The sequence below is a fragment of the Psychrobacillus sp. Z3-81 genome, assembly GCF_056620325.1.
In genome coordinates this window covers 26,168-48,010 of record NZ_JBWQPU010000016.1, presented here as the reverse complement: position 1 = coordinate 48,010, position 21,843 = coordinate 26,168, and the positions used below count along the sequence as shown (strand labels likewise).

The window sequence follows — 21,843 nt, the reverse complement described above, 5'->3', positions numbered from 1 at the left end:
TAACTCCTAGGTAAGGTGTGGTCTCTATTTATAATGCGCTTGGTCTTAAGTCTTTCGGTAGGGGATTTCGATAGGTATCTCCTACTTGCTTCTTTAATTCCTCTTTTGCTTGCTCAATTAATGATGGTTGCTCAAATAATTCTACCGCAGATGCTGCGATTACTTTACCTGCATACAGCATTCCTTTATGTGCAAGGGAAGTTTTACCTTGGGAGACAAGCTGCCATGTGTGAAGTGGGGTTCCTGCTACAAAGCAAGTGGTAAAGAATTGTGCCGTTGGTATAATCCAGCTGACGTCCCCTACATCGGTCGACCCTTGCATCACTTCTCTGTTTTTCATGTATGGAATAATTTCCTGGAAGAAAGGCTCTCCTTCTACATGAAAATTCTTCGAAACAGTATAGGCGGAGAGCTTTTCAGCATCGATTACAGCTGCTTCTACCTCTTCTGGTGTAATCGTTTTGGCCATCCTTGTAGCATATGCCTTTTCTTCTTCTGTATAGGTTGGCAAGCCATACTGATGAAGCTTCGCATCCACTACCTCATTCAATGTATGGTTCGGAATATAGTTAGAGCATGCTTTGTCAAAACGGATAGACATCTTTGTTCCTGTCATTAAGGCAGCGCCCTTTGCTATATCGATTACACGTTGATAGATAGACTCAACATCTGCTAGCTGTGGGGCGCGAATTAAATAAAGGACCTCTGCATCAGACTGAACCACGTTTGGAGATGCTCCCCCAGTATTGGTGATAGCATAGTGAACCTTCGCCTCTGAGATAATATGCTCACGCAGGTAATTTACCCCTACATTCATTAATTCCACTGCATCTAGCGCGCTTCGTCCAAGATGTGGGGAGTTCGCTGCATGAGCCGCCTTCCCCTCGAAAGAGAAATAGACTTGATAGTTGGCAAGCGAAGAAAAAGAGAAAATACCAGTATAAGAATTCGGATGCCAAGTGAGTGCCACATCGACTCCTTCAAATACACCATCACGGACCATATATGTTTTTCCGGAGCCGCCCTCTTCCCCTGGACAGCCGAAATACTTGATGGTCCCTTTCACTTTACCTTGCTCCATTAATTCTTTTATTGCCAGTACAGCCGCAATACCTGCTGTTCCAAGTAAATTATGTCCGCAGCCATGGCCGTTACCATTCTCTACGAGTGGTTCGCGTACATCACTTGCCGGACGCTGGCTTAAACCGGAAAGCGCATCAAATTCACCTAGTATTCCTATAACAGGCTTCCCACTTCCAAAGGTAGCAGTAAAGGCTGTTTCGATATTGCCAACTCCTGTTTCAACTGTAAATCCTTTTTCCTTCAGGAAATCACTTAATAACTTCGCAGATTCATATTCTTGAAAGCGTGTTTCTGGAATCTCCCAGATTCGGTCGCTTAAAGCGATTACTTCTGCTTCATACTTCTCTAGATAACTGTCGATTAGGTCCATTTTGCTCATCCCTCCAAATTTCTTCTAATGTTGCAAGCCATGTATGTAGAGTGATAGATAAAACGTCTTCATCAATATCGAATTCCTCATGATGGTGTCCGGCAGCAAGCGTTGTGCCAAAGACAGCATAAGTTGCAAGTCCGCCTTGTCTTTGCACCTGCTCCATCATAAAGGTTGCATCCTCGGAACCAGCAGCGAATTTTGCTTCGAGCTGCATTTCTTTCACAGTCGACACTTTTTTCCCTGCTTCATATACGATTCTTTTTAATTCATCAGAAGAAGAGCAGGTTCTTGCTTCTCCAACAACCTCGTACTCTAATGAAATACCATGCATAGAAGCAGCACCTTCTAAAATCTGGATTGCCTGCTGATGCATATATGCATGCACCTCTGCCGTTTCTCCACGAGTCTCTAGTTGAAGTGATGCATGTGCTGGGATAATATTTCTTCCATCACCCGCAACACAGGTACCTACATTTACTCTGGATGCTCCCCCACTATGACGTGGGATCGAGTGCAACCCTAAAATAGCGGATGCTGCGGCTAGCAGAGCGTTATTCCCTTGCTCCGGCTCTGCTCCTGCATGGGCGGCTTTACCTTTAAATCGTGCGTTGATTTTAGAGGTTGCAAGGAAACCATCCGTTCCTGCAATTACCGTACCAAGCGGAACGCCTGTCCCAACATGACAGCTCAAAAAGTAATCTACATCATCTACTACTCCTGCTTCCACCATAGATTTAGCGCCTCGAACACCTTCCTCGGCTGGTTGAAAGATGATTTTGATGGTTCCTTTTAGCCTGTCTTTATTGGCTGAAAGCACCGTTGCAAGTCCAAGACCTATTGCACAATGAGCATCATGTCCGCAAGCATGCATTTCTCCTTCATGCAAGGAGCCAAAGCCTTCTACGACTGGAACGTGCGAATCAATATTCGTCTCTAAAATATCCAATGCATCCATATCAAAGCGAAACGCAATGGTTGGACCAGGCTGTTCGCCTACAATCGTCCCTACGACGCCTGTATATCCACCATTCATCCGCTCCATAAATTCTATTACTCCGCCATGTTCCTTTGCTCGCTGATACGCCTTCTCCAAGCGTTCCTCACTTGGGACACCCATTCTATTTTCGGACAATACTTCCTTCCCTACTTTCACTGAAAAGCCTAGCTTTCTTAGCTCCCCAGCAAGGAGAGAGGCTGTACGGAACTCAGTCCAGCCAACCTCTGGGTGTTGATGTAGATCTCTTCTCCATTTAATCAATTGTTGATTCAACTCGACCGGCATCGTAAACATAGTCAAAGTTCTCACCTCTTACTTCCAGTATAGTCCAACTCCAGGTCCAATCGGGATTCCGAAAAACGCGAATACAAGCATTAATAGTGTCCATACGACCAACATAACAATTGTGTACGGAATCATAAGTGACATAAGTGTTCCAATTCCTGCTTTTTTATCGTAAATCTGCATGAACGCTAAAATAATCGCAAAATACGGATTTAACGGCGTCACCATATTCGTCGAGGATTCTCCGATTCGATAAGCCATCTGGATAAATGCTGGATGATACCCTAGAGCCATGAAAATAGGAATAAAAACTGGTGCAACCAACGACCAAAGAGCAGAACCACTGATGATAAAGAGACTTAAGAAGGCAGTTAATAAAACAAATAAAACAATAACAAAAATATTCGTCAAACCTATATCTCTTAATAAATCTGCAGCATGTACAGCCAACCAAATAGCGATGTTGGACCAGTTAAAGAAAGCAACAAACTGGGCGATCATGAATATGAGAACGATATATCCAGAAAAGCTTCCAATCGCCTCGGTCATAATTTTTGGTACATCAGCGGAAGTTTTGATCTTTTTCACACTAACCCCATAAACAATTCCTAGCGTTAAGAAGAATAAGAAAATAATAGGTACAATCCCTGAAAGGAATGGGGAACGTAGGATAGTACCATCTTCATTTAATAATGGCGAATTAGGAATAAGTAATCCAGTTACAACGATTGCAATAAAAACAAGCGCTGCAATTAACGTATTTCGTAAACCTTTTTTCTCTAAAGGTGTAATACCACTATTGAATTCGGGCATTTCTCCAGTATATTTTCCAAGACGTGGTTCCACATATTTTTCTGTTAGAATGGTTCCGACAAAAGCCAATATGAAGGTAGATACACTCATGAAATACCAGTTATCTAATGGTGTGACCACCGCATCTGCACTAAACCCCTTTGCTACCTCCGTAGATATTCCAGAAAGAAGAGCATCTGTCCCCGCAATCATTATATTCGCAGAAAAACCAATTCCCGTACTCGCTAGTCCGACAGCAAGTCCCGCTAATGGATGGCGTCCAACAGACAGAAACACAAGCGCTGCTAATGGCGGGATAACAACAAAGGCTGCATCCGATGCGATATTTCCTAAAATACCAATAAAGAATACAGTAAACGTAATTATTTTCTTTGGTGTATTAATAATCGCCCGTTTCATGAGCATTTCCAATAGTCCGACTTTTTCGGCTAATCCAATCCCTAACATGATAGTAAGCACTAAACCTAGGGGCGCAAAGCTAGTAAAGTTTGTAAGTGTATTGGCTAGTATGTATTGAATCCCTTCACCGGATATGATGCTTTTTACAGCTACCGTTTCTTGGGTATTTGGATGAACTACCTTCGCATTAAACAAGCTCAAAATCCACGAAACTAGCACTAACGCAATCGTTAAGTAGAAAAATAGAATGAAAGGATGAGGTAGCTTGTTACCTACTCTTTCAACAAAAGCTAGGAATCGATCCATCTTTCCAAGCTTCACAGCTCCCGTATTGTTTGACTGGCTAATAAAAATCCCTCCCTTAATTATTTAAAGACTCCTTTTTTACATGTCTTTAAACAAAGGTTAAACTATTAAATAACAGATATCAATAATTTTTTGAAAAAGGAGAAAAATATAAAAATGACAAGAGTTATCGTTTTTACGACAAAAAATTCCCTGAAATGGGCGAAAGAGGTTGATTCCCTGCCAATTGAACCATGTGAATTTATCTTTACTGTCTATGACTCTCTAATGCATCTTCAGGAAATATTTTTGGATAAAATTAAGCAGGTTGATGGGATTTTATTCAGTGGGCAGATTCCTCATTTTTTTGTTAAAAAAACGTTTCCACAGGTCGACTTACCAATGTTCCATTTTGATGTAACAAACACGGACTTCTATAGAGTGCTCTCCGAATATATGTATAAGCATCCTGGCTTTCAAATGAGTCGTTGTCTCATTGATTTTCTTTATGAGGAAAACAATTACTTAGAAATTAAGGACTGGACCAAGCCAGAAGACTTCCCCTATATCTATAGCTCTGGTATGGAAGCCTATGCTGATTTAGATATATACGACAAAATGAAAGAACTTCATCAGGAGCTTTGGAAGAAAAAAAAAGTAGACATAACGATGACACGGCTAAGTAATTTACCTGAGCTATTAGAGCCTTTTGGGGTAAACGTCATTTTGGTTGTTCCCTCTAGAAGAAGTATGCTCGAGAAAGTGGAAGAGCTTCTAAAAGAAATACGGTTGGCACGTTTAACACAAAACCAAGTAGTAATCGCCCATTTAGAATTATCTCTTACACGTGACAGCTTGAGGGAACTAGACTATCGAAAGATGTCCTTACATAAGGCAATTATGGATTTTGGAAAAAGAAATAAGATGAATTTTATTATCCACCAAAGCTCCTTATATTTCGAACTTATAACAAGCTATGCGGATTTTATTACCATCACAAATAACGCTACTAGCTGCTCCCTTGTTTCTTTCCTATCAAAGGAGCTTCCTTTTTCTGTACGGATTGGCTGGGGAGTCGGGCATACGATCCAAGGAGCCCAATTAAATGCGGAGAAAGCTGCTTCTATGGGTACAACCTCTGAATCTCAAGCCTATGTGTTAGATGACGGGGAGATGATAGGTCCGCTCGGGGATGAGCATGCTATCCAGATTAGCACAGCATTTGACAATACAATTGAGCAATTAAGTGAGAAACTGCATACCTCTCCACTTCAGATAAGGAAGATAATGGCCGTTATGAGCAAACTTCAGACAAATCTCCTATCCTCAGAGGACCTAAGTACCCATTTAGGAATTACAGAGAGGGCAGCAACGAGAATCTTAAAAAAATTAGAGGAGCATCATGCTGCGAAGGTCTCTTTCCAGCAGCAAAAGAAGCTTAGGGGAAGACCGAAAAAAGTGTATGAGATCTCATTCGAAGAGTTCTAAAGAGTATCCTCCTTATGTCTCCGGAGAAGTTCCGTCTGTTTTATTCAGACGGAACTTTTGAGCGAGATAAATAGGTATACCACAATGGATTGTCATTCCCATTGTCTATGTAAGTCATTTCCCAATTACTAAAATGGTCACTTGTTAAGCCATCATGTTTTTCCATCGGAATATAAGTAACTAGTTCTACATTAAAGTAGGAGAATTGTGCTAATAGCTTTGAAATAAAAGCTTCTTCCAGCCCTTTTAAACGCCATTCTTCATGAATATGGAGGGATTGTATCATAGCAATAAATCCATTTATCTCCTCTATCTCACAGAACCGTTCCAGTTGATTCACTGCTTGAGATAAATGGCAGGATAATATTGCTGCCTCTCCACATATATCTTCGTAAGAGCTCTTCTTCAGATTGATCAGATATATGTCAGCTTCTCCAATAACTAACGCATCGTCCAAATCAGGAACATAAATAGAGCATGTAGTGTGAGATTTAAATAGGGAGGTTCCTTCCTCCATCGTGATATGAAAATCTACATAGACATTCCAATCTTTCATCATTTATCCCTCGCATAAGCAAATTTGTATAAAATTCATTCTTAAATATCACCTTTTATCTATTATATTAGATAAATTGTACGATAAAAAGTTAAAATTTAAATATTTATTTGACAACTTTATACATATAGAATTAAAAAAAGCCTCCTACACATCAAAAATGTAGTTAGCTTTAAATATTCAAGAAATTATATACCATTACTTTCTCTATCAAAATGCATAGGATGAGAGACATTTAATAACGTATGAAGTCTTTGCTGCTGATTTATTAAAATATGCTTAGTTGAGGAAACTTGATAGGACATGCCATTGGAGAATGTAATTCTACACGTTTCCCGGTTAACCTCTTCTACATGAAACAAGTGCCCAAATATCCACACACACTCTAAATGCTTGTAGGATTTAGTAGGAAAAGCACCGAGTTGTCCAGGAGCTATAACGATAGGTGACTTATTAGAAAAACCTAGCCTTTTCTTTGTCGCTTGAATCCTTCCTTCTAGTGTAGATGCATAACGGATACAAGCTAACTCCAATAACTCTCTAACTGTCTTCGTAGAAAAATATTCACCATGGGTAGTAATAATTTTAGACCTATACCCATTTGTAAAAACAGCTTCTACCATTAAAGCTTGCTTATTTAATAAAAATGATTCACAAGATATCAAATTACAATCCTCCCCCTCTATTTTATATTTAAATTATACCTATTTTACCAGATACTTACTAGTATTGTTTTACTGAATATACAAAAATATTAGTTTTTATTTCCTATATTTTATTGATGACCTTAAATGTAATTGTCTCCAGAGAGGCGCTGTACTGGTATAAACTCTTTTCTCTAGTGGACAATAAAAATAAATAGTGGCTTTTTTCATTTTCTATAGTGAATTCTTTAAAATCCTTTAAAGCAAATCTCTTTTTTGCTCGATAATTATAGAAATTGACTCAGTCGCTTTCCTTTAGGCTATCTACTATCCTATTGATACCTAGGAATACAGAGAGTATGCATACTTTGTCAGGAAGAGCAAAATGAAATTAGAGGAAGCAATCGTACAGTTCGATCCCATGATCTCCGCCTGCATGAGAAAACTTCGTATCTATAAAAATCATGATAGCTTTCGACAAGCAGGGCTGATTGGTTTATGGATGGCATTAGAAAAGTATGACGACAGTAAAGGCGAGCTTCACTCCTATGCTTACAGGCTAATTTATGGGGCCATGTTAGATGTGCTCAAGAAGGAAACGTCAAAAGAAAGTCTCTGGGAAACACATACACTTACAAGCCTTATTGATAGTAATCAAAGGTTAACCTATCACAATGAAAAACTATGTACCGCCTTTGAGCAGCTTAAACCACATGAACAATTGCTAATAGCTTTGTTATACAAAGAGAGATACTCATTTGAAGAGATATCGAAGCAGCTGAATATAACCATTTCAGGTGCAAAAAAGCGACGAGAACGAATACTTCGTAAGTTAAGGGAAAGATTAGAACAAGATAGGATAAATTCTGATGATGTTTCATGAAGATTTATGGTGGGTATTATAATAAAAAAGAAGAGGGAGTGACTAATGATGCTAAAAAAACGAGCAATGGTTTTAGGTGGAATCGCCACCGCCGCCTTTATGTACTTATATAAGCAGGAAAACAGAGAGACAGCAAAAGTAACATTAAAAAATACGAAGACAAAGTTATCTTCTTTATTAGAAACTAAAAAAAATCCACCAACTCAAATGACAAAAGCAGGGTACTCGGATCCTGGTGACCCAGATGATAACCGAATGGTCGAAGAGGGTGCCATGACCAGTGTGATGTATTACAACGAACGCGTACAGGATAATAACAACAAAACTGATTTTCCAAAATCACAGAAGAAAACCAAGGCGCCTATAACAGAAGAATCCTTAGAAGAAGATAATAATGACTCACCAGCAAAACAGGAAAACACCAAACGAATGAATCCAGGTGAGTAATTAGATTAAAGGGTGACCCGTAAGTAGTAAACTTATGGGGCGCCCTTCTTTTTGGACAATCATCTACTGGGTAGCATTGCTCGTTTGATGATCTTCTTGAACCCCAATATTCGCTTCATTTTATAGCTCAATCACGCCAAAAATATCAATCCCATTGAGAGCTTGACCAGCGAGACGATCTGCCTCCATATTTTTTTTCCTAGAAACAAGCTCATATTCTGCTTCTATCCCAAGTTCCTCCAGCTTTCTATCTATCCGATCCGCCCAACGAGCAAGTGTATTTTCGACAACTGGCCATTCCTCTGTCATATGATTGATGACCACCTGTGAATCCCCTATAAACCGAACCGGGATGTGATGTACGTTCAAAAGCTGCAGCTCGACAATTGCCATATAGAGCGCAGCAAATTCCGCTTCATTATTGGAAACTAAATCAGAGGAAGGTGCATTCTTACGCAATCGATAGGACTTCCCGCTCTGCTCATAATAAATAGCACAGCCAAGACCAGCAGATTTACTTTGAATATCAAAGCCACCATCAAAAAACACTGTTATATTATGCGGCTCTGTTTCTATTCCCTTCACATAGCCCTTTAGCTCTTTCATTGTCCAAGAACTATCATGCTTATCGATTAACTCTAAGCGCTTGACTCTCCCAGTCTTTTCAATATCCTCTGCTATCAGCAATGCTTGAGCTGCAGGCATTTCCTCCGAGCGAAAAAACACCTCTGCTCCCTTGGGCGTCTTATAATGCCATTCCATTCGAATCTTCATTGGAAAACCTCCTTTACTAGCTAATCTTTATGTTTCCCACCCCCATCTATTTAAAACAATCATCGCAGAAAAGAAATAATTTACAAGTCCTGAATGAAAGGAGGGTTGAAATTATATCAGATCTTGCGATTTTAGTTACTTATTTTGCAGTTAACCCTGTGAAGCTTGTGATTACGCAGGAGCGGACCTGGAAATGGAAAGTCGTAAAAACTTGGGGGGAAGTCGTAAAAAAGCAGGCCAAAGTCGTAAAAATGGAATCAGGAGCGGACCTGGAAATGGAAAGTCGTAAAAAAGCAGGCCAAAGTCGTAATTAAGCTTATCCATCTTGTGGTTCTGGCGTTCTGGCCGATCTTGCGATTACGCTTATCTATCCTGCGATTATCAAAGAAAACTAAAAGAGCCGATTAATGAACCGGCTCTTTCTCTTGCAGCATATATCTACTGTATTCTTCTTCAAAGCACATAAATGAATAGCCCATCTTGTCTTTTGGGCAAAATGCTCTTCTAATTTCTAGTAAACCAGTTTGTGTAAAGAAGTAAGCATCTACACGTTTTACTTTTAACTCACTATCCTCATAACTGTACACCATAAGGACATGGGACATTTGGGTACGATTTCTTTCCATAATTAATTCGTTCAATTCTTCTATTTCATTTGGATGGGATATAGACTGGATACCTATTACATTATAAGGACAGTACTCCTTCTCCGTCTGGGAAAAAAGCTTATCAATAGTATCTATTTTCTTTGTTGACAACGACTCTCGTTCTAAATGAAGCGCTAAATAGTCATAGTGCTCCACACTTTCTCGTTGGTCATACTTCCACCAAGAAAGATCCATCGGCCGCTTTCTTCCTCTTATCTCGTCCTTTCTTCATATTTGATTTCTCTATTTGTATGCATCGTCAAATTGTGATCGGAAGAAAGATTAAAGCGTCGATAGTTTCTTACATACCCCTCGAAAAAAGGAATAAGATTTAAATGTTTTTTGCCCATGTACTTGCCTACTTTCTATTCATATAGAAACATTATACATAAACTATTTAGTGAAATTTGTCATTTTAAGTCAAGTATTGAAATATGCACTATAAGTATATTTGATTCACTAATTTTCTTTCAAATTACCTATTTTCCTTACAACCATGCGAAACTTGTTGAACGATTTTTGTATCTAAACTCCTACCTTTATTTTAAAATGAAAGCATCTATTAACAGGAATAAACTTAGGAGGATCTTATCATTGAAAGATGCACGTCAAATAGCCAAAGTAATAAGCCTTGTTTTCTTTTCAGCTTTTGCAGCCACCAACCTAATTCGATTTGTAGCAGATTTATCTTTCCTCCCTATTTTTTTAAGTCTTTCTTTCGTGATCGGCGTCGTTTTCTTTATTGGAAATAAAAGGCTACTAAATACTGGTTGGAGCTTTGCGGTCGCTGCTGAAATTGTTATTCTGCTGCATATCTATTTCGAAAAACTTTCCACTGTAGCTGGAATCACTTACTTTATCGTATTATTTTTTATGAATATGCTTTTATTAAAGCTTCAAAGGTATGCGTTGGGTGCTTCTCTTTTAAATAGTTACACAGCATTCACTATAAGTTCTACTATACTCGTACTAACGAAGGGAACAGATGATTTACTTCTTGCAGAGCTACTAGTACCAGTTGCTTGTTCAATCTTCTATATAGTTTGGAGTGGGAGATTTAGCTATGGGTTACCTATTTTAATTTCCAATACCATCATAGGTCTTACCCTATACTACGGATATACGTACTTTATAGGAGGAGAAGCTACCTTCGCTGTACTATCCCTTAGTTTTGCGTCTATCTTATGTATATCTTTTTCCTTCAATGAAAGAAATATAACGTCCTTTAAGTTTGGCTACCAACGCTTTCAACAAGAACTTGCTGGAATCAAGCAGGACATACAACGCTTGAATTGGAACATTGCGAACGAAAAACAATGTCAAAACGAAGAGCTCCTTCAAGTATGGAATCAACTTAAAGAAGTAAAAAAGGAAAATCCAGTGGACGAGCTACTAGGAAGAACTGTTCACAGATATGATTTATCTGCAAAAGAAAAACTAATGAATACCTATACTATCCTTATCACTGCCAGTTCCAGCTGTCTATATATCTCAAGTGCAATTTATATGTACTCAATCACAAAGCTATCTCCTGCCCTTTTAATAGGTAGCTTTTTACTTTACACCCTCATTATGTTTTATTTGAGTAAATTGATGATGAAAACCTGGCTTCTCCAATATATTAATCGACAAATCATCATGCCCTATAACTTAATGGTTTTTGAGAGACAAGAATTAGTTTATGCATTTCAAGCACTTCTGGAAGACAGAGGTTTACCGACTGGAACACAACGTGATTTGGAAAAGGTATACACGCCAAGAGAAAATACACTTTCGGAGCAACTAGATTTACCTTTATTTCTTACGGACCGACCTATAATGGAATAGTATAGGAAAAAGCAGAGACATTGTATATTCAACGTCTCTGCTTTCTTATTGCTAATTAATATTTGATGATGCAATATAGCCAACACGCTTTTTGCCATTTACAATCGTTTCCACTGGATACCAAACAAAATGGTTATCGGATGAGCTCTCTAGTGTATAAACAGGAGAACCTAAGATTGTCATTTTGATTCCAGCAGGAGTTGCAGTAAGCTTGGATAACGTGGTTGGCTGCTCACGAAGCCCTTTTCCTTTATGAGAAATCACGGCACCAGTTTTTAGCACCTCAGCAGAAGGTGTCGTGGTAGACAAAGCAAAGCTTTTTTTATTAAAGAGGATTGAATAATTGGTCTCCTCCCCGTATGTAAAGTCTTCCTTCGTCATCACGATTTTATCAATATTGGTTGAACGCAAGCCATTCTCCACTATCTTTTGGTATACCTTTTCTTGGTAAGCAGTTGGGTTTCTTAATCCTGTCGCTTGAAAAACCGGACTATTTACAGCCTTTGTCCCATTGTAGGCCATAACAGCAAAGTACCAGCTTTCCAGTTGCGTAGCATCATGAGCTCCTACCTTCGGTAAATCGCTTCGCTTAAAGTTTTTCGCAAGCATGTCAATACCAGTTTGTATATTGTAAACGACGTCATATTTCAGTTTCTCTACGTCATAGCCCTCTGTATTCGTGATTTGCATAATACCAATTCCACCATCACTGCTGATAATTGGTTCGCCATTTGGTTGGAAATGCGTCCACCCATTCTCTACAGCTGCCACACCTTTAACGATTTCCGGTGGGACACCAGCCTTTAACGCTTCCGTAGTAAGGAGGCAATTAACCGCTTGGCTTGTAGGATTTGTTTTAGAGCTATTATCATAGCCACAAGCATGTGCTTCCACTTTTAAGTCATCATTTAGCGCTCTCGCTAAGAAACCAGCAAAGTGAATACGAGTTACATAGTTTTGAGGACCGAATTCTTTTTCTGTATAACCCTTCGCTATACCCGCGGCAGTTACTTTTCGAATATCCGTATAAGCAGACGAGCCAACCTTCACATCCTGGAACGGTTGAGCTTCCTCTTGAAGTTTAAATGCTCTAGCTAAAAAGCTTGCCATTTGCGCTCTTGTAATATTGTCACCAGGGCGGAACGTATTGTCCTCTGGATAGCCTTTGATGATCCCTGCCTCTACAGCAGATTGAATGGCACCAGATCCATCAGTTGATTTTTTTACATCCTTGAACGATGTATCTCGAGGCGTCGTATCTAGTTTAAGCGCTTTAGCAATCATTTGAGCTGCTTGTTTGCGAGTGATATACTTCTCAGACCCGTACGTGCCGTCTCCCATTCCACTCATAATTTTATTGTCATAAAGATAGTTAACATGCTCATAGAACTGATTGCTCTTAGGAACATCCTTGAAAACCTGTGTCTCTGCCTGAGCCGGCGAAATACTAAAGCTTCCTAATAAAAGAGAAAGCCCTAACACAAAAGAAATTTTCTTCATCAATTTCCCCCTCCTTATCTATCACTCTACCATATAAAATAGGGAATTTGTAGAATATTGGTTCAGGCGGATGGGAAATATGGAGTTCTTTAGAGGAACTTTATTTCCAGTAGGCTTGGCTTTTCTGGTTTTGCTACAATGACTGCGGTTTTTGCTACAATCAACAGGCTTTTTGCTACAATGGACCTCATTTTTGCTACAATCAACTTTTCGGAGGCTTCACTCTTCTATTTTTACAACAAGCAATTCTCCGAAGGCTCATCTATAATCCAATCTCCCAGCTTTCTTCCATTATTTCCTCGGAAATAATATGATAGGATTCGCTATTTTACTGCACAGAAAAGCACCCGAGCTGAATAAACTCGAGTGCTCACTATTATTCAAAGCGTAAAGCTTTGCTTGGATTCATTCTCGCTGCCTTGAGTGCTGGATAAATACCAAATAGTGCGCCAATCCCTATAGAAGTGTATAGAGTGAGCTTAATTGCCCAAAGCGGTAGCACTAGCGAAAACAAATCTATTTGATTGTTCCATAATTCAATAAAGCCATATCCTAATCCAATCCCTATAACTCCCCCAACGATACAAAGGAGGAAGGTTTCAAAGAAAAACTGCAGCATGATTTCAAAGGTAGTAGCTCCTAAAGCCTTACGAATCCCTATTTCCCTCGTTCTTTCTCGAACAGACATCACCATGACATTCATAATGCCGGTTCCACTAATAAATAAAGCAGTAGCAGTTATTCCTAAAAGCATCACCTGTAGAATAGATGTTACCTTGCTAAGGGCACCGAGCATTTGCTCCTGCTTAATCACACTAAAATCTATTTCGGAGTGATTTTCTTTTATTGCACTAAAAACCGCCGCATCGACTTCATCTATTGTTTCTACACTATCTGCCTCTACCACTATTTTCGTGAGGTTCTTCATATCGGTCACTTCAAGTGCTGTTCCTATCGGTATAATGATATTATTGTCGGTGCTGGAGCCAAGTGCCGCATTCGGTGCTAGTACACCAATCACTTCATACTCTTCCTCATTAATCAGCACCTTTTGTCCAACTATACTGTTGGCAGCAGAAGCATTCTCTCCTAGTAGCCTCTGCAATAATCGCTCCCAAAATGGTACTGGCTTTGTTTCTCCACCGCTTCCTTCCATATCCTCAGAAGGCACATCCGTTATGCCAAGCAAAGTCTCTTGAATATTATTCCCTAGAACTACCACTCTAGCATTAGCGTCCTGCTCCTCCTCCGAAAAGAAGCGTCCCTCTGCTAACTCAGCATGCTGAATTTGCGCATAGAGGTTGGTCGTTCCCACTAAAGAAGATTGCACCCTCTTATCCTCGTACTCTACCCAGTTTATTGTCTCCAGCTGAGGCGTGACAGACTTTACATGAGGAACTGCTTCAACTGCCTCTGCATCCTCATAGGTGAGAGTGCTTGGTACACTCGTTAATCCACTTAAGAGATCCTTTTGCCCATTCGCAGTATCTAGTAACCTTCCTGGTATCACAAGAATCTGCTCCGCGCCAAGACTACCCATCTGTTTCATGAGTGTGTCCTTTACGCCAATGGCAATAGCAGTCAAAACAATGACTGCGAACATTCCTATGACAATTCCCAGCATGGCAGACAGTACACGAAATCGATTCGACCATAATCCAAGAATAGCAAGCTTTAAGGCGGTTAGTATCTTCATTGAATCACCCCGTTCTTTAAATAGAGGATTCGATCAGCCCGCTCTGCTACCTCTAAATCATGAGTAATTAAGATGATTGTCGTACCCTGCTGGTGCACACGATCGAAGAGCTGTAAGATAGATGCCGTAGTTTCTTCGTCCAAGCTGCCAGTAGGCTCATCTGCCAATATTAGACTAGGTTCATTCACTAATGCCCTCGCAATTGCTACTCGTTGCTTTTCTCCACCAGAAAGCTGCTCTGGTTTTTGCTTTCGCTTATCCAATAAACCCATTTCCTCTAGAAGGGCATATACTCTCGCCTTTTTCTTTTTTAAACGCTTCCTGCCATAGGTCAAGGGAAGCAAGACGTTTTGATACACAGTCAAATTAGGAATCAGTTGAAAATGCTGAAAGACAAAGCCAATCTCTTCATTTCTTAACCTTGTTCGTCGGTACATGCTCATCTTATGTATCGGCTTTCCAGACAACTCATAGCTTCCTTTATCAACTTGATCCAATGTTCCGAGTAGGTTTAACATCGTACTCTTCCCAGAGCCAGACTTCCCCATGATGGCTACATACTCTCCTTGCTCCACTCGCAAGTTGATTCCTCGAAGAATTTCACTTTTGCTGCTTCCAGATCGATAATATTTTCTCACATCTCGGAGCTCAATCATTTATTCTCCTCCCCTCATGTCACTATCCAAGTTTCGACAAGAAGAGCGTAAACCCTTTTAGAAAATGAAAAATATCACTATACTACTAAACCTTTCCTTTTTTCTTATGTAAAAAATACGATACGAGCAACTTGAAAACAGGAAATAGGATAGGAAAATCACGCCATGTATAAGACCTTGCTTTGCCTGGACAATTAAAAACGATAACTGGATCAGTCTAGAGAATTAAAAAAAGCAGAAATGCTGGATATCCAACATTTCTGCCTAACTTTTATTAGATATTTAAATCATACATCTTCCCTTTAATGAGATAGGCTGCACTTTCAGCTACATTCGTAATATGGTCCGCTGTGCGCTCAAGAAAACGATTAATGAATAAGAGCTGAACAAGCTGATTCGTTTCCTCTGGGTGCTCACTTAAATAGGAAGTCAGCCTCTCATAGTTTTCCCTCCTATGCTTATCCACCTGGTCATCCAGTTCTCCAACCTCTTTAGCTAGCGCAATGTCCTCCTTTACAAATGCCTCTAGTGACTTATGCAGCATTTCAAGAGAGATATCCTTCATTGGCTCTAGCTCGGTTAGATATAATAGACTTTCTCTTTCTCCAATCACAATAGTAGATTTCGCCATATTAATCGCATAATCTGCAATTCGTTCGATGTCGCTAGAGATTTTGACAATCCCTATAATTCTTCGTAAGTCTCTTGCAACAGGTTGCTCCTTTGCCATTAACCAAATGGCCATCTGATTAATTTCCTTTTCTAACTCATCGATTGTGTTATCCTTTTCGATAACCTTGATCGCTCCATCCAAGTCTTGCGTTTTAAGAGCATCATAAGCCTGTACAATCACCTCATCTGTGAGATGAACCATTTCTGCTAACTTATCTTCTAAATCCTGCATGTTTTTTTCAAAGCTCTCACGAATCATTATCCGTGCCCCCTATCATCCAAATCTGCCTGTCACATAATCTTCCGTACGAGAATCACGTGGTGTAGAAAAAATTATATTTGTTTGGTCATACTCAATCACTTCACCATTTAAGAAGAAGGCAGTTTTATCAGAAATTCTAGCTGCCTGCTGCATATTATGCGTTACGATTACAATCGTATAATCCTTCTTCATTTGAGCAATTAGCTCCTCCACTTTAAGTGTAGAAATTGGATCCAGTGCAGAGGTAGGCTCATCCATTAAGATAATCTCAGGTTTCATTGCAATGGCACGAGCAATACAAACACGTTGTTGCTGCCCACCAGAAAGTCCTAATGCAGAGGATTTCAAGCGATCCTTTACTTCATCCCAGATTGCCGCTCCTCTCAGACTTTCCTCTACAATCTCGTCCAGCATTTTTTTATTTTTAATTCCTTGCATACGAGGTCCATAGGCAACATTATCGTAAATACTCATTGGAAACAGGTTTGGCTTTTGAAATACCATCCCTACCTTTGTGCGAAGCTTAATCACATCCTGGCTCTCATAAATATCTTCATGATCAATGACAATTTTCCCGTTAATCTTCACACCATCTATCAAATCATTCATTCTATTCAGTGTACGCAAGAAGGTTGATTTCCCACATCCAGAAGGCCCTATTAATGCTGTTACTTCTCTCTCTTGTATATCTAGAGAAACATCAAACAACGCTTGCTTTTCTCCGTAGAACAGATTTAGATTGGATACCTGAATCTTCCCTTCAACCTTGGCAGTAGTCATTGTCTCTTCCGTTCTTTCCATCATGGTTATCATATGAGTTCCCTCCAATTAATAGTCAGCCTTGTTAAATTTCTTGGAAATGAAAGTAGCAGTTACATTTAGTAATAGGATAATAACAATCAACACAATACCGATTGCCGCAGCAAGCTCAATATCACCAGTTTCCTGTGTGACTAGGTAAGAATGAACGGTTAACGTTCTAGCTGAAGAGAATATGCTTTCTGGCATCGCTGCAACCGTCCCTGCAGTTAAGAAAATTGCTGCAGATTCTCCGACAATACGTCCCATCGAAAGAATAATTCCTGATAGAATACCTGGCATTGCACTTGGCAGGATAACCTTGAACAATGTTTGCAGCTTTGTAGTCCCAAGTGCCAATGAGCCCTCTCGGTAGGCATTAGGCACAGTCTTAAGCGCCTCTTCCGTTGTACGGATAATTACCGGAAGAACGATAATCGTTAACGTAAGGGATGCAGCAATGATGGACATTCCTAGCTTCAATGTCGCTACAAAGAATACTGCTCCAAATAGTCCATATATAATAGAAGGAATCCCTGTTAAACTTTCCGTCGCAAAGCGAATCATCTTAACCAGACGTCCCTGCTTCGCATATTCCTGTAAATATACAGCTGCCAAAATACCAATTGGAGTTGCAATGGCTAATGAAATAAGAATCGAATAAATCGTTGTCACGATCATCGGCCAAATTCCTCCGCCACCAGATGGGGAATAGTCACCAAAGATGAACTCAAAATTGATTAGTCGGAAGCCTTTATAAAAGATAAAGCCAACGATCACGACTAGCACCGCTACAGACAAGAAAGCAGCGCCCCAGAGCAGCCCACGAAATATATTGTCTTTTGTTTTTCTCATTAGTTGGCACCTCTAGAAGAAATTTTCGCTAAAACAAAGTTTAATATTAGAATAAAGGAGAATAACACGATACCTGTCGCAAACAGCATTCCCTGATGCGTACCTGATGCATATCCCATCTCTAACGCAATGTTCGTAGTTAATGGACGAACACTATCCGTCAGGCTAGTTGGGATAATCAAGCTATTACCTGCAACCAGAATAACTGCCATTGTCTCACCAATTGCTCGACCTAGACCTAGAACAATTGCAGCCATAATTCCAGACTTAGCAGCTGGAACAACCACCTTAAATATCGTTTCTATTTGAGAGGCACCAAGTGCTAGAGAGCCCTCACGATACGTCTTAGGCACTGCACGAATCGCTGTTTCTGCAACTGTTACAATTGTCGGTAACATCATGATTGCTAGCACGAGAATAACTGCTAGTAGACTCTGTCCTCTTGCCAGCCCTAAATTATTTTGTAGAAAAGGTACAATAATCGCTAATCCAAATACCCCGTATAACACGGATGGAATTCCTGCTAAAAGCTGAATTGCTGGAGAAACAATCTTTGCCATCCTTTTAGGTGCAATTTCTGCTAAGAAGATTGCTGTAAATAATCCAACCGGCACACCTATGATTAATGCCCCTAATGTTGCAAGTAGGGAAGCCACGATCATTGGCAGTATGCCGAATTTATTCTCACTAGGCACCCACTCTGTCCCAAAAAGGAAATCCATAAAGCTATAGCCCTCAGCGACAAATGGGTAAGACCCCTTATAAAAAACGAAGGCGATAATCAAAGCCAAGCTCACAACAGATAGGAGCGCACATCCTAGAAAAACCTTTGCAGACAAGCCTTCTAGAAAGTACTTGCGTTTATTCGCCTTCTTCATTTCCACCTTTTGTTGTTCCAATTCTGGAATAGTCGTCATGACATGTCCTCCTATTCAAGCACTGGGATGGCACCGGCTTCTGAAACAACTACTTGTCCATCCTCGCTTAAGATATAGTCAATAAATTCTTGACCGTTTTCAGATAGCTGTCCATCCTTGTAGACAAATAAGAAGGGACGAGAAAGGCTATACTGTTGATCGAGAACATTTTTAGCTGTCGGCTCCACCCCATTAATCTTCAATGGTTGGATAGATTCATCTATATACTCAAAGGAAATAAATCCAACAGCATGCTTATTCATCGCAACTGTTGTTTTAATATTACCGTTTCCACTCGCTACAATTGCATTTTGAATGAGCTCACCAGAGGAATACCCTACGATTTCCTGAAAGGCATCTCGAGACCCGGAGCCATCCTCACGAGAGACAACGACTATTTCTAAGTCCTCTCCACCTAGCTCTTTCCAGTTCGTCACTTCACCGGTAAAGATTTGCTTCACCTGTTCCAATGTAAGATCATTCACTGGATTCGATGGATGCGTCACCACGACAATTCCGTCATACGCAATAATGACTTCCTCTAACTGTGCTGCTTCCTCTTCTTTTAAATCACGGGAGCTCATCCCGATCTCCGATACCCCATTTGTGGCATTGGCGATTCCTGCAGATGAACCAATTTGGTTTACCTCTATATTCACTGAATTTGTTCCTTCATATTTCATCGCTAGCTTTTCCGCAAGCGGACCCACGGATGTAGACCCAGAAATGGAGATTGTGTTGCTACTACCACTAGCTGTTGTATCACTTGCGTTTGCCCCACACCCTGCTAACATAAGTGCTACCGTAAACGTCAGTCCCAGACCAAATCTCTTTAAAAACATGAGAACCTCCCCAACATAAAGTTTTCTATTCATCTACCTTTATCATAAAGTTCAATAGTTAATTTACTATTAATCCAATGTAAAGCTTTTGTAAACTTTTAATGAATTGTGTCTCAGACAGGGACAGACACAACTTCTCCACCGAACTGTGCCTCAAACAGGGACTCCGGACTGCCGTGCACCGAGCTCCGGAGAATGTTGTAAAAATTAGGCATAATGTTGTAATTCTAAAATTCCGCCATGAAAATGTTGTAAAAGTAAGACATAATGTTGTAAAAATCACCCGCTATGTTGTAAAAACGAAGCATAATGTTGTAATTCTGAACTCACGACCACCGAACTCTTCACCCAGAAAATCCTCACTACCCAACATAGTAAATAGCCCCGCATTGAATTGTGTCTTACACAGGGACAGACACAACAAAAAAAGCCCAGCATAAAAGCCGGGCTTTCCATCATCCAAACATTATACACTAAACACTGCGAGCGGTAGCAACGCACTCACAATATATTGGCCATCGTCTACAATCTCCGAGATTTTCAAGTCTACACATAAACTAGCTAACAGATAAGCGTCCTTCGGATCCATCTTATATGTTTCTGCAATATGGTACACCATCGCACGAACCGCATCCTTTGCAGCAATCATCAGATCCGGTCCTACCCCTGTAGTCCCATAAAAGCCTTTATGATCTACCTTTGGAGTAAGCGCGCCCTTCGTCAAAAACTGGGGAGACGGGATCTCCTTCCCTTTGATTAATCGAAACTTCAGCGTCGCAGTCATCGGACATTCAAGTGCAGTTACACAAACCTCTCCATCTCCTTGTGCTGCATGCCCATCTCCGCAGCTAAACAAAGCACCCGCCTCCTGGACAGGAAGATATAATTTCGTTCCGATTGTCAGCTGTCGAATATCCATATTGCCTCCGAAACTGCCAGGCGGCATAATACGAGCATCCTTTGCCCCCTTCGGACAAACACCCATTGTTCCTAAGAATGGCTGAATCGGTACTCGGATATCCTCTCGAAAATGTATGCACTCGCCATCTGACAGATCAAACGTCCTCAAATAGGCATCTGGAAAATCTTCTTCTAGTAAGCCATGCTCCGGGAGAATATACATCCAGCCCCAGCTTCCTGTCTTCAGCTCCACGATCTCTATCTCTAACGTATCACCCGACTCCGCACCGTTTACCGCTACTGGCCCAGCTAACGGATAAACCCGCTTTCCATCAATTAAATCAATTTCCTCTGTCTGTGAATGAATTTGAAACTGATCGTCCACCACATCTCTCGTCTCAAAAACAACTGTGTCGCCACTGTCGATAGTCAAGACTGGGCTTAAATCCTTATCCCACCTAAAATGCACCTGCTCCTTTGATAACTCATGAATCACACCCATCCCCTATTCTCCCCTCTCTTCATTATCCAAATAATAACATATTAATACCTAAAAAAGACGTCTCTTGTATCTCGTTAGTTGAAAAGATTATTCCCACATTCTTTCGACCGTCAGCAGGTTTTCCCCTAAGAAGTCCAATTTATAAATGTCTGGTTTCGAAGTGTTTTTCCAAAACTCATATCCATACTCTTGATTGAAATAATTCATTATAATGGTCATCACATTCCCGTGAGTTCCTATGACGATCGTCTTCGCCTGATACTCATTTAGAAGATGTTTGATTACAGGAATGGCTCTATTTTGTACATCTCTAATCGACTCTCCACCAGTGAAGGAAAAATCGATATCCTCATAGGAAGCCTTTATTGCCTGCTGAATCTCTTCTTCTGTCATTTCATCATCGCCTAAATGCCTTTCCCTTAACTCTTCATACACCTTTATTTCCATATCATTCGCATTCGCAATCCCTTTAATAGTTTGGATTGCTCTCTTATACGGGCTTGAAACAATTACATCGATTTTCTTATTATTCATGATGTCCGTCACTTTTTTTGCATCTATCATACCCTGTTGAGATAGGTTTCTCGAAAGCTCTTGACCAAGTATAAATGGTGACTTTGCGTGTCTTACCATATAAATGTTAGTATTCATGATTAGCAGCCTCCTACTATTTCCCCCCTGTTACCAAAAACAAAAAAGTACACCACTGAATTTTAGCGATGCACTAATGGTTGACAGGAAA

General features: G+C 40.2%; 21 protein-coding genes. 4 read left to right on the top strand and 17 right to left on the bottom strand.

All coding sequences use genetic code 11. The features are described 5' to 3' along the window. Positions 1 to 28 precede the first annotated feature (28 nt). Genes AC1ECF_RS15155 through AC1ECF_RS15145 form a run of 3 tightly spaced genes read right to left on the bottom strand, consistent with a single transcriptional unit; the run spans position 29 to position 4,256 of the window. Complete coding sequence (locus AC1ECF_RS15155; protein WP_480390265.1) at positions 29 to 1,462, bottom strand: M20 family metallopeptidase; 1,434 nt, start codon at positions 1,460 to 1,462, stop codon at positions 29 to 31. After that, positions 1,419 to 2,747, bottom strand: a complete 1,329-nt coding sequence (locus tag AC1ECF_RS15150) for an amidohydrolase (RefSeq protein WP_480390287.1) — start codon at positions 2,745 to 2,747, stop codon at positions 1,419 to 1,421. The genes AC1ECF_RS15155 and AC1ECF_RS15150 overlap by 44 nt, the downstream gene beginning before the upstream one ends. A gap of 18 nt (positions 2,748 to 2,765) precedes the next feature. Further along, the gene (locus AC1ECF_RS15145; protein ID WP_480390286.1) at positions 2,766 to 4,256 is read right to left on the bottom strand and encodes an AbgT family transporter; all 1,491 of its coding nucleotides are present in this window, start codon (positions 4,254 to 4,256) and stop codon (positions 2,766 to 2,768) included. A 156-nt stretch (positions 4,257 to 4,412) separates the two neighbouring features. Between AC1ECF_RS15145 and AC1ECF_RS15140 the strand changes: the two genes are divergently transcribed. Beyond that, complete coding sequence (locus tag AC1ECF_RS15140; RefSeq protein WP_480390264.1) at positions 4,413 to 5,723, top strand: hypothetical protein; 1,311 nt, start codon at positions 4,413 to 4,415, stop codon at positions 5,721 to 5,723. A 40-nt stretch (positions 5,724 to 5,763) separates the two neighbouring features. Here AC1ECF_RS15140 and AC1ECF_RS15135 read toward each other — a convergent pair whose 3' ends face one another. Both AC1ECF_RS15135 and AC1ECF_RS15130 read right to left on the bottom strand, forming a co-directional pair. Continuing rightward, on the bottom strand, positions 5,764 to 6,279 hold the full coding sequence (locus AC1ECF_RS15135; protein ID WP_480390263.1) for a hypothetical protein: 516 nt from the start codon (positions 6,277 to 6,279) through the stop codon (positions 5,764 to 5,766). A 188-nt stretch (positions 6,280 to 6,467) separates the two neighbouring features. Beyond that, positions 6,468 to 6,944: a competence protein ComK gene (locus tag AC1ECF_RS15130; protein WP_480390262.1), complete on the bottom strand. Its 477-nt coding sequence runs from the start codon at positions 6,942 to 6,944 to the stop codon at positions 6,468 to 6,470. A 364-nt stretch (positions 6,945 to 7,308) separates the two neighbouring features. Between AC1ECF_RS15130 and AC1ECF_RS15125 the strand changes: the two genes are divergently transcribed. Further along, positions 7,309 to 7,806 carry a sigma-70 family RNA polymerase sigma factor gene (locus tag AC1ECF_RS15125; protein WP_480390261.1) on the top strand — a complete coding sequence of 166 codons (498 nt, stop codon included), beginning with the start codon at positions 7,309 to 7,311 and terminating at the stop codon, positions 7,804 to 7,806. 48 nt (positions 7,807 to 7,854) lie between these two features. Continuing rightward, the gene (locus AC1ECF_RS15120; RefSeq protein WP_480390260.1) at positions 7,855 to 8,253 is read left to right on the top strand and encodes a hypothetical protein; all 399 of its coding nucleotides are present in this window, start codon (positions 7,855 to 7,857) and stop codon (positions 8,251 to 8,253) included. A 120-nt stretch (positions 8,254 to 8,373) separates the two neighbouring features. Here the strand turns inward: AC1ECF_RS15120 and AC1ECF_RS15115 are convergent, their stop codons facing one another. Both AC1ECF_RS15115 and AC1ECF_RS15110 read right to left on the bottom strand, forming a co-directional pair. Beyond that, positions 8,374 to 9,027, bottom strand: coding sequence for a reverse transcriptase-like protein (locus tag AC1ECF_RS15115; RefSeq protein WP_480390259.1), 654 nt, complete (start codon positions 9,025 to 9,027; stop codon positions 8,374 to 8,376). Positions 9,028 to 9,431: 404 nt separating this feature from the next. After that, positions 9,432 to 9,869 carry a hypothetical protein gene (locus tag AC1ECF_RS15110; protein WP_480390258.1) on the bottom strand — a complete coding sequence of 146 codons (438 nt, stop codon included), beginning with the start codon at positions 9,867 to 9,869 and terminating at the stop codon, positions 9,432 to 9,434. A gap of 399 nt (positions 9,870 to 10,268) precedes the next feature. Between AC1ECF_RS15110 and AC1ECF_RS15105 the strand changes: the two genes are divergently transcribed. Then, positions 10,269 to 11,501, top strand: coding sequence for a hypothetical protein (locus AC1ECF_RS15105; RefSeq protein WP_480390257.1), 1,233 nt, complete (start codon positions 10,269 to 10,271; stop codon positions 11,499 to 11,501). 51 nt (positions 11,502 to 11,552) lie between these two features. Here the strand turns inward: AC1ECF_RS15105 and AC1ECF_RS15100 are convergent, their stop codons facing one another. The 10 genes from AC1ECF_RS15100 to AC1ECF_RS15055 all read right to left on the bottom strand — a co-directional run bounded on the left by AC1ECF_RS15100 (position 11,553) and on the right by AC1ECF_RS15055 (position 21,752). Continuing rightward, entirely contained in the window at positions 11,553 to 13,001 is a 1,449-nt protein-coding gene (locus tag AC1ECF_RS15100; protein WP_480390256.1) for an S-layer homology domain-containing protein, read from the bottom strand. Between the two features lie 376 nt (positions 13,002 to 13,377). Continuing rightward, positions 13,378 to 14,697, bottom strand: a complete 1,320-nt coding sequence (locus AC1ECF_RS15095) for an ABC transporter permease (protein ID WP_480390255.1) — start codon at positions 14,695 to 14,697, stop codon at positions 13,378 to 13,380. Beyond that, positions 14,694 to 15,353 carry an ABC transporter ATP-binding protein gene (locus tag AC1ECF_RS15090; RefSeq protein WP_480390254.1) on the bottom strand — a complete coding sequence of 220 codons (660 nt, stop codon included), beginning with the start codon at positions 15,351 to 15,353 and terminating at the stop codon, positions 14,694 to 14,696. Before AC1ECF_RS15090 ends, AC1ECF_RS15095 begins: the two co-directional genes overlap by 4 nt. A 274-nt stretch (positions 15,354 to 15,627) precedes the next feature. Beyond that, positions 15,628 to 16,284, bottom strand: coding sequence for a phosphate signaling complex protein PhoU (phoU, locus tag AC1ECF_RS15085; protein ID WP_480390253.1), 657 nt, complete (start codon positions 16,282 to 16,284; stop codon positions 15,628 to 15,630). Positions 16,285 to 16,299: 15 nt separating this feature from the next. Further along, positions 16,300 to 17,088: a phosphate ABC transporter ATP-binding protein PstB gene (gene pstB / locus AC1ECF_RS15080; RefSeq protein WP_480390285.1), complete on the bottom strand. Its 789-nt coding sequence runs from the start codon at positions 17,086 to 17,088 to the stop codon at positions 16,300 to 16,302. Positions 17,089 to 17,115: 27 nt separating this feature from the next. Further along, complete coding sequence (gene pstA / locus AC1ECF_RS15075; protein WP_480390252.1) at positions 17,116 to 17,940, bottom strand: phosphate ABC transporter permease PstA; 825 nt, start codon at positions 17,938 to 17,940, stop codon at positions 17,116 to 17,118. Then, entirely contained in the window at positions 17,940 to 18,857 is a 918-nt protein-coding gene (gene pstC / locus AC1ECF_RS15070) for a phosphate ABC transporter permease subunit PstC (RefSeq protein ID WP_480390251.1), read from the bottom strand. Before pstC ends, pstA begins: the two co-directional genes overlap by 1 nt. A gap of 11 nt (positions 18,858 to 18,868) precedes the next feature. Beyond that, the gene (locus tag AC1ECF_RS15065) at positions 18,869 to 19,699 is read right to left on the bottom strand and encodes a phosphate ABC transporter substrate-binding protein (protein ID WP_480390250.1); all 831 of its coding nucleotides are present in this window, start codon (positions 19,697 to 19,699) and stop codon (positions 18,869 to 18,871) included. Positions 19,700 to 20,165: 466 nt separating this feature from the next. Further along, positions 20,166 to 21,101 (bottom strand): acetamidase/formamidase family protein, encoded by a 936-nt coding sequence (locus tag AC1ECF_RS15060; protein WP_480390249.1) that lies wholly within the window; start codon positions 21,099 to 21,101, stop codon positions 20,166 to 20,168. An 87-nt stretch (positions 21,102 to 21,188) separates the two neighbouring features. Beyond that, a complete protein-coding gene (locus AC1ECF_RS15055) occupies positions 21,189 to 21,752 on the bottom strand; it encodes a histidine phosphatase family protein (protein WP_480390248.1) in 564 nt (187 codons plus the stop codon). Positions 21,753 to 21,843: the final 91 nt, after the last annotated feature.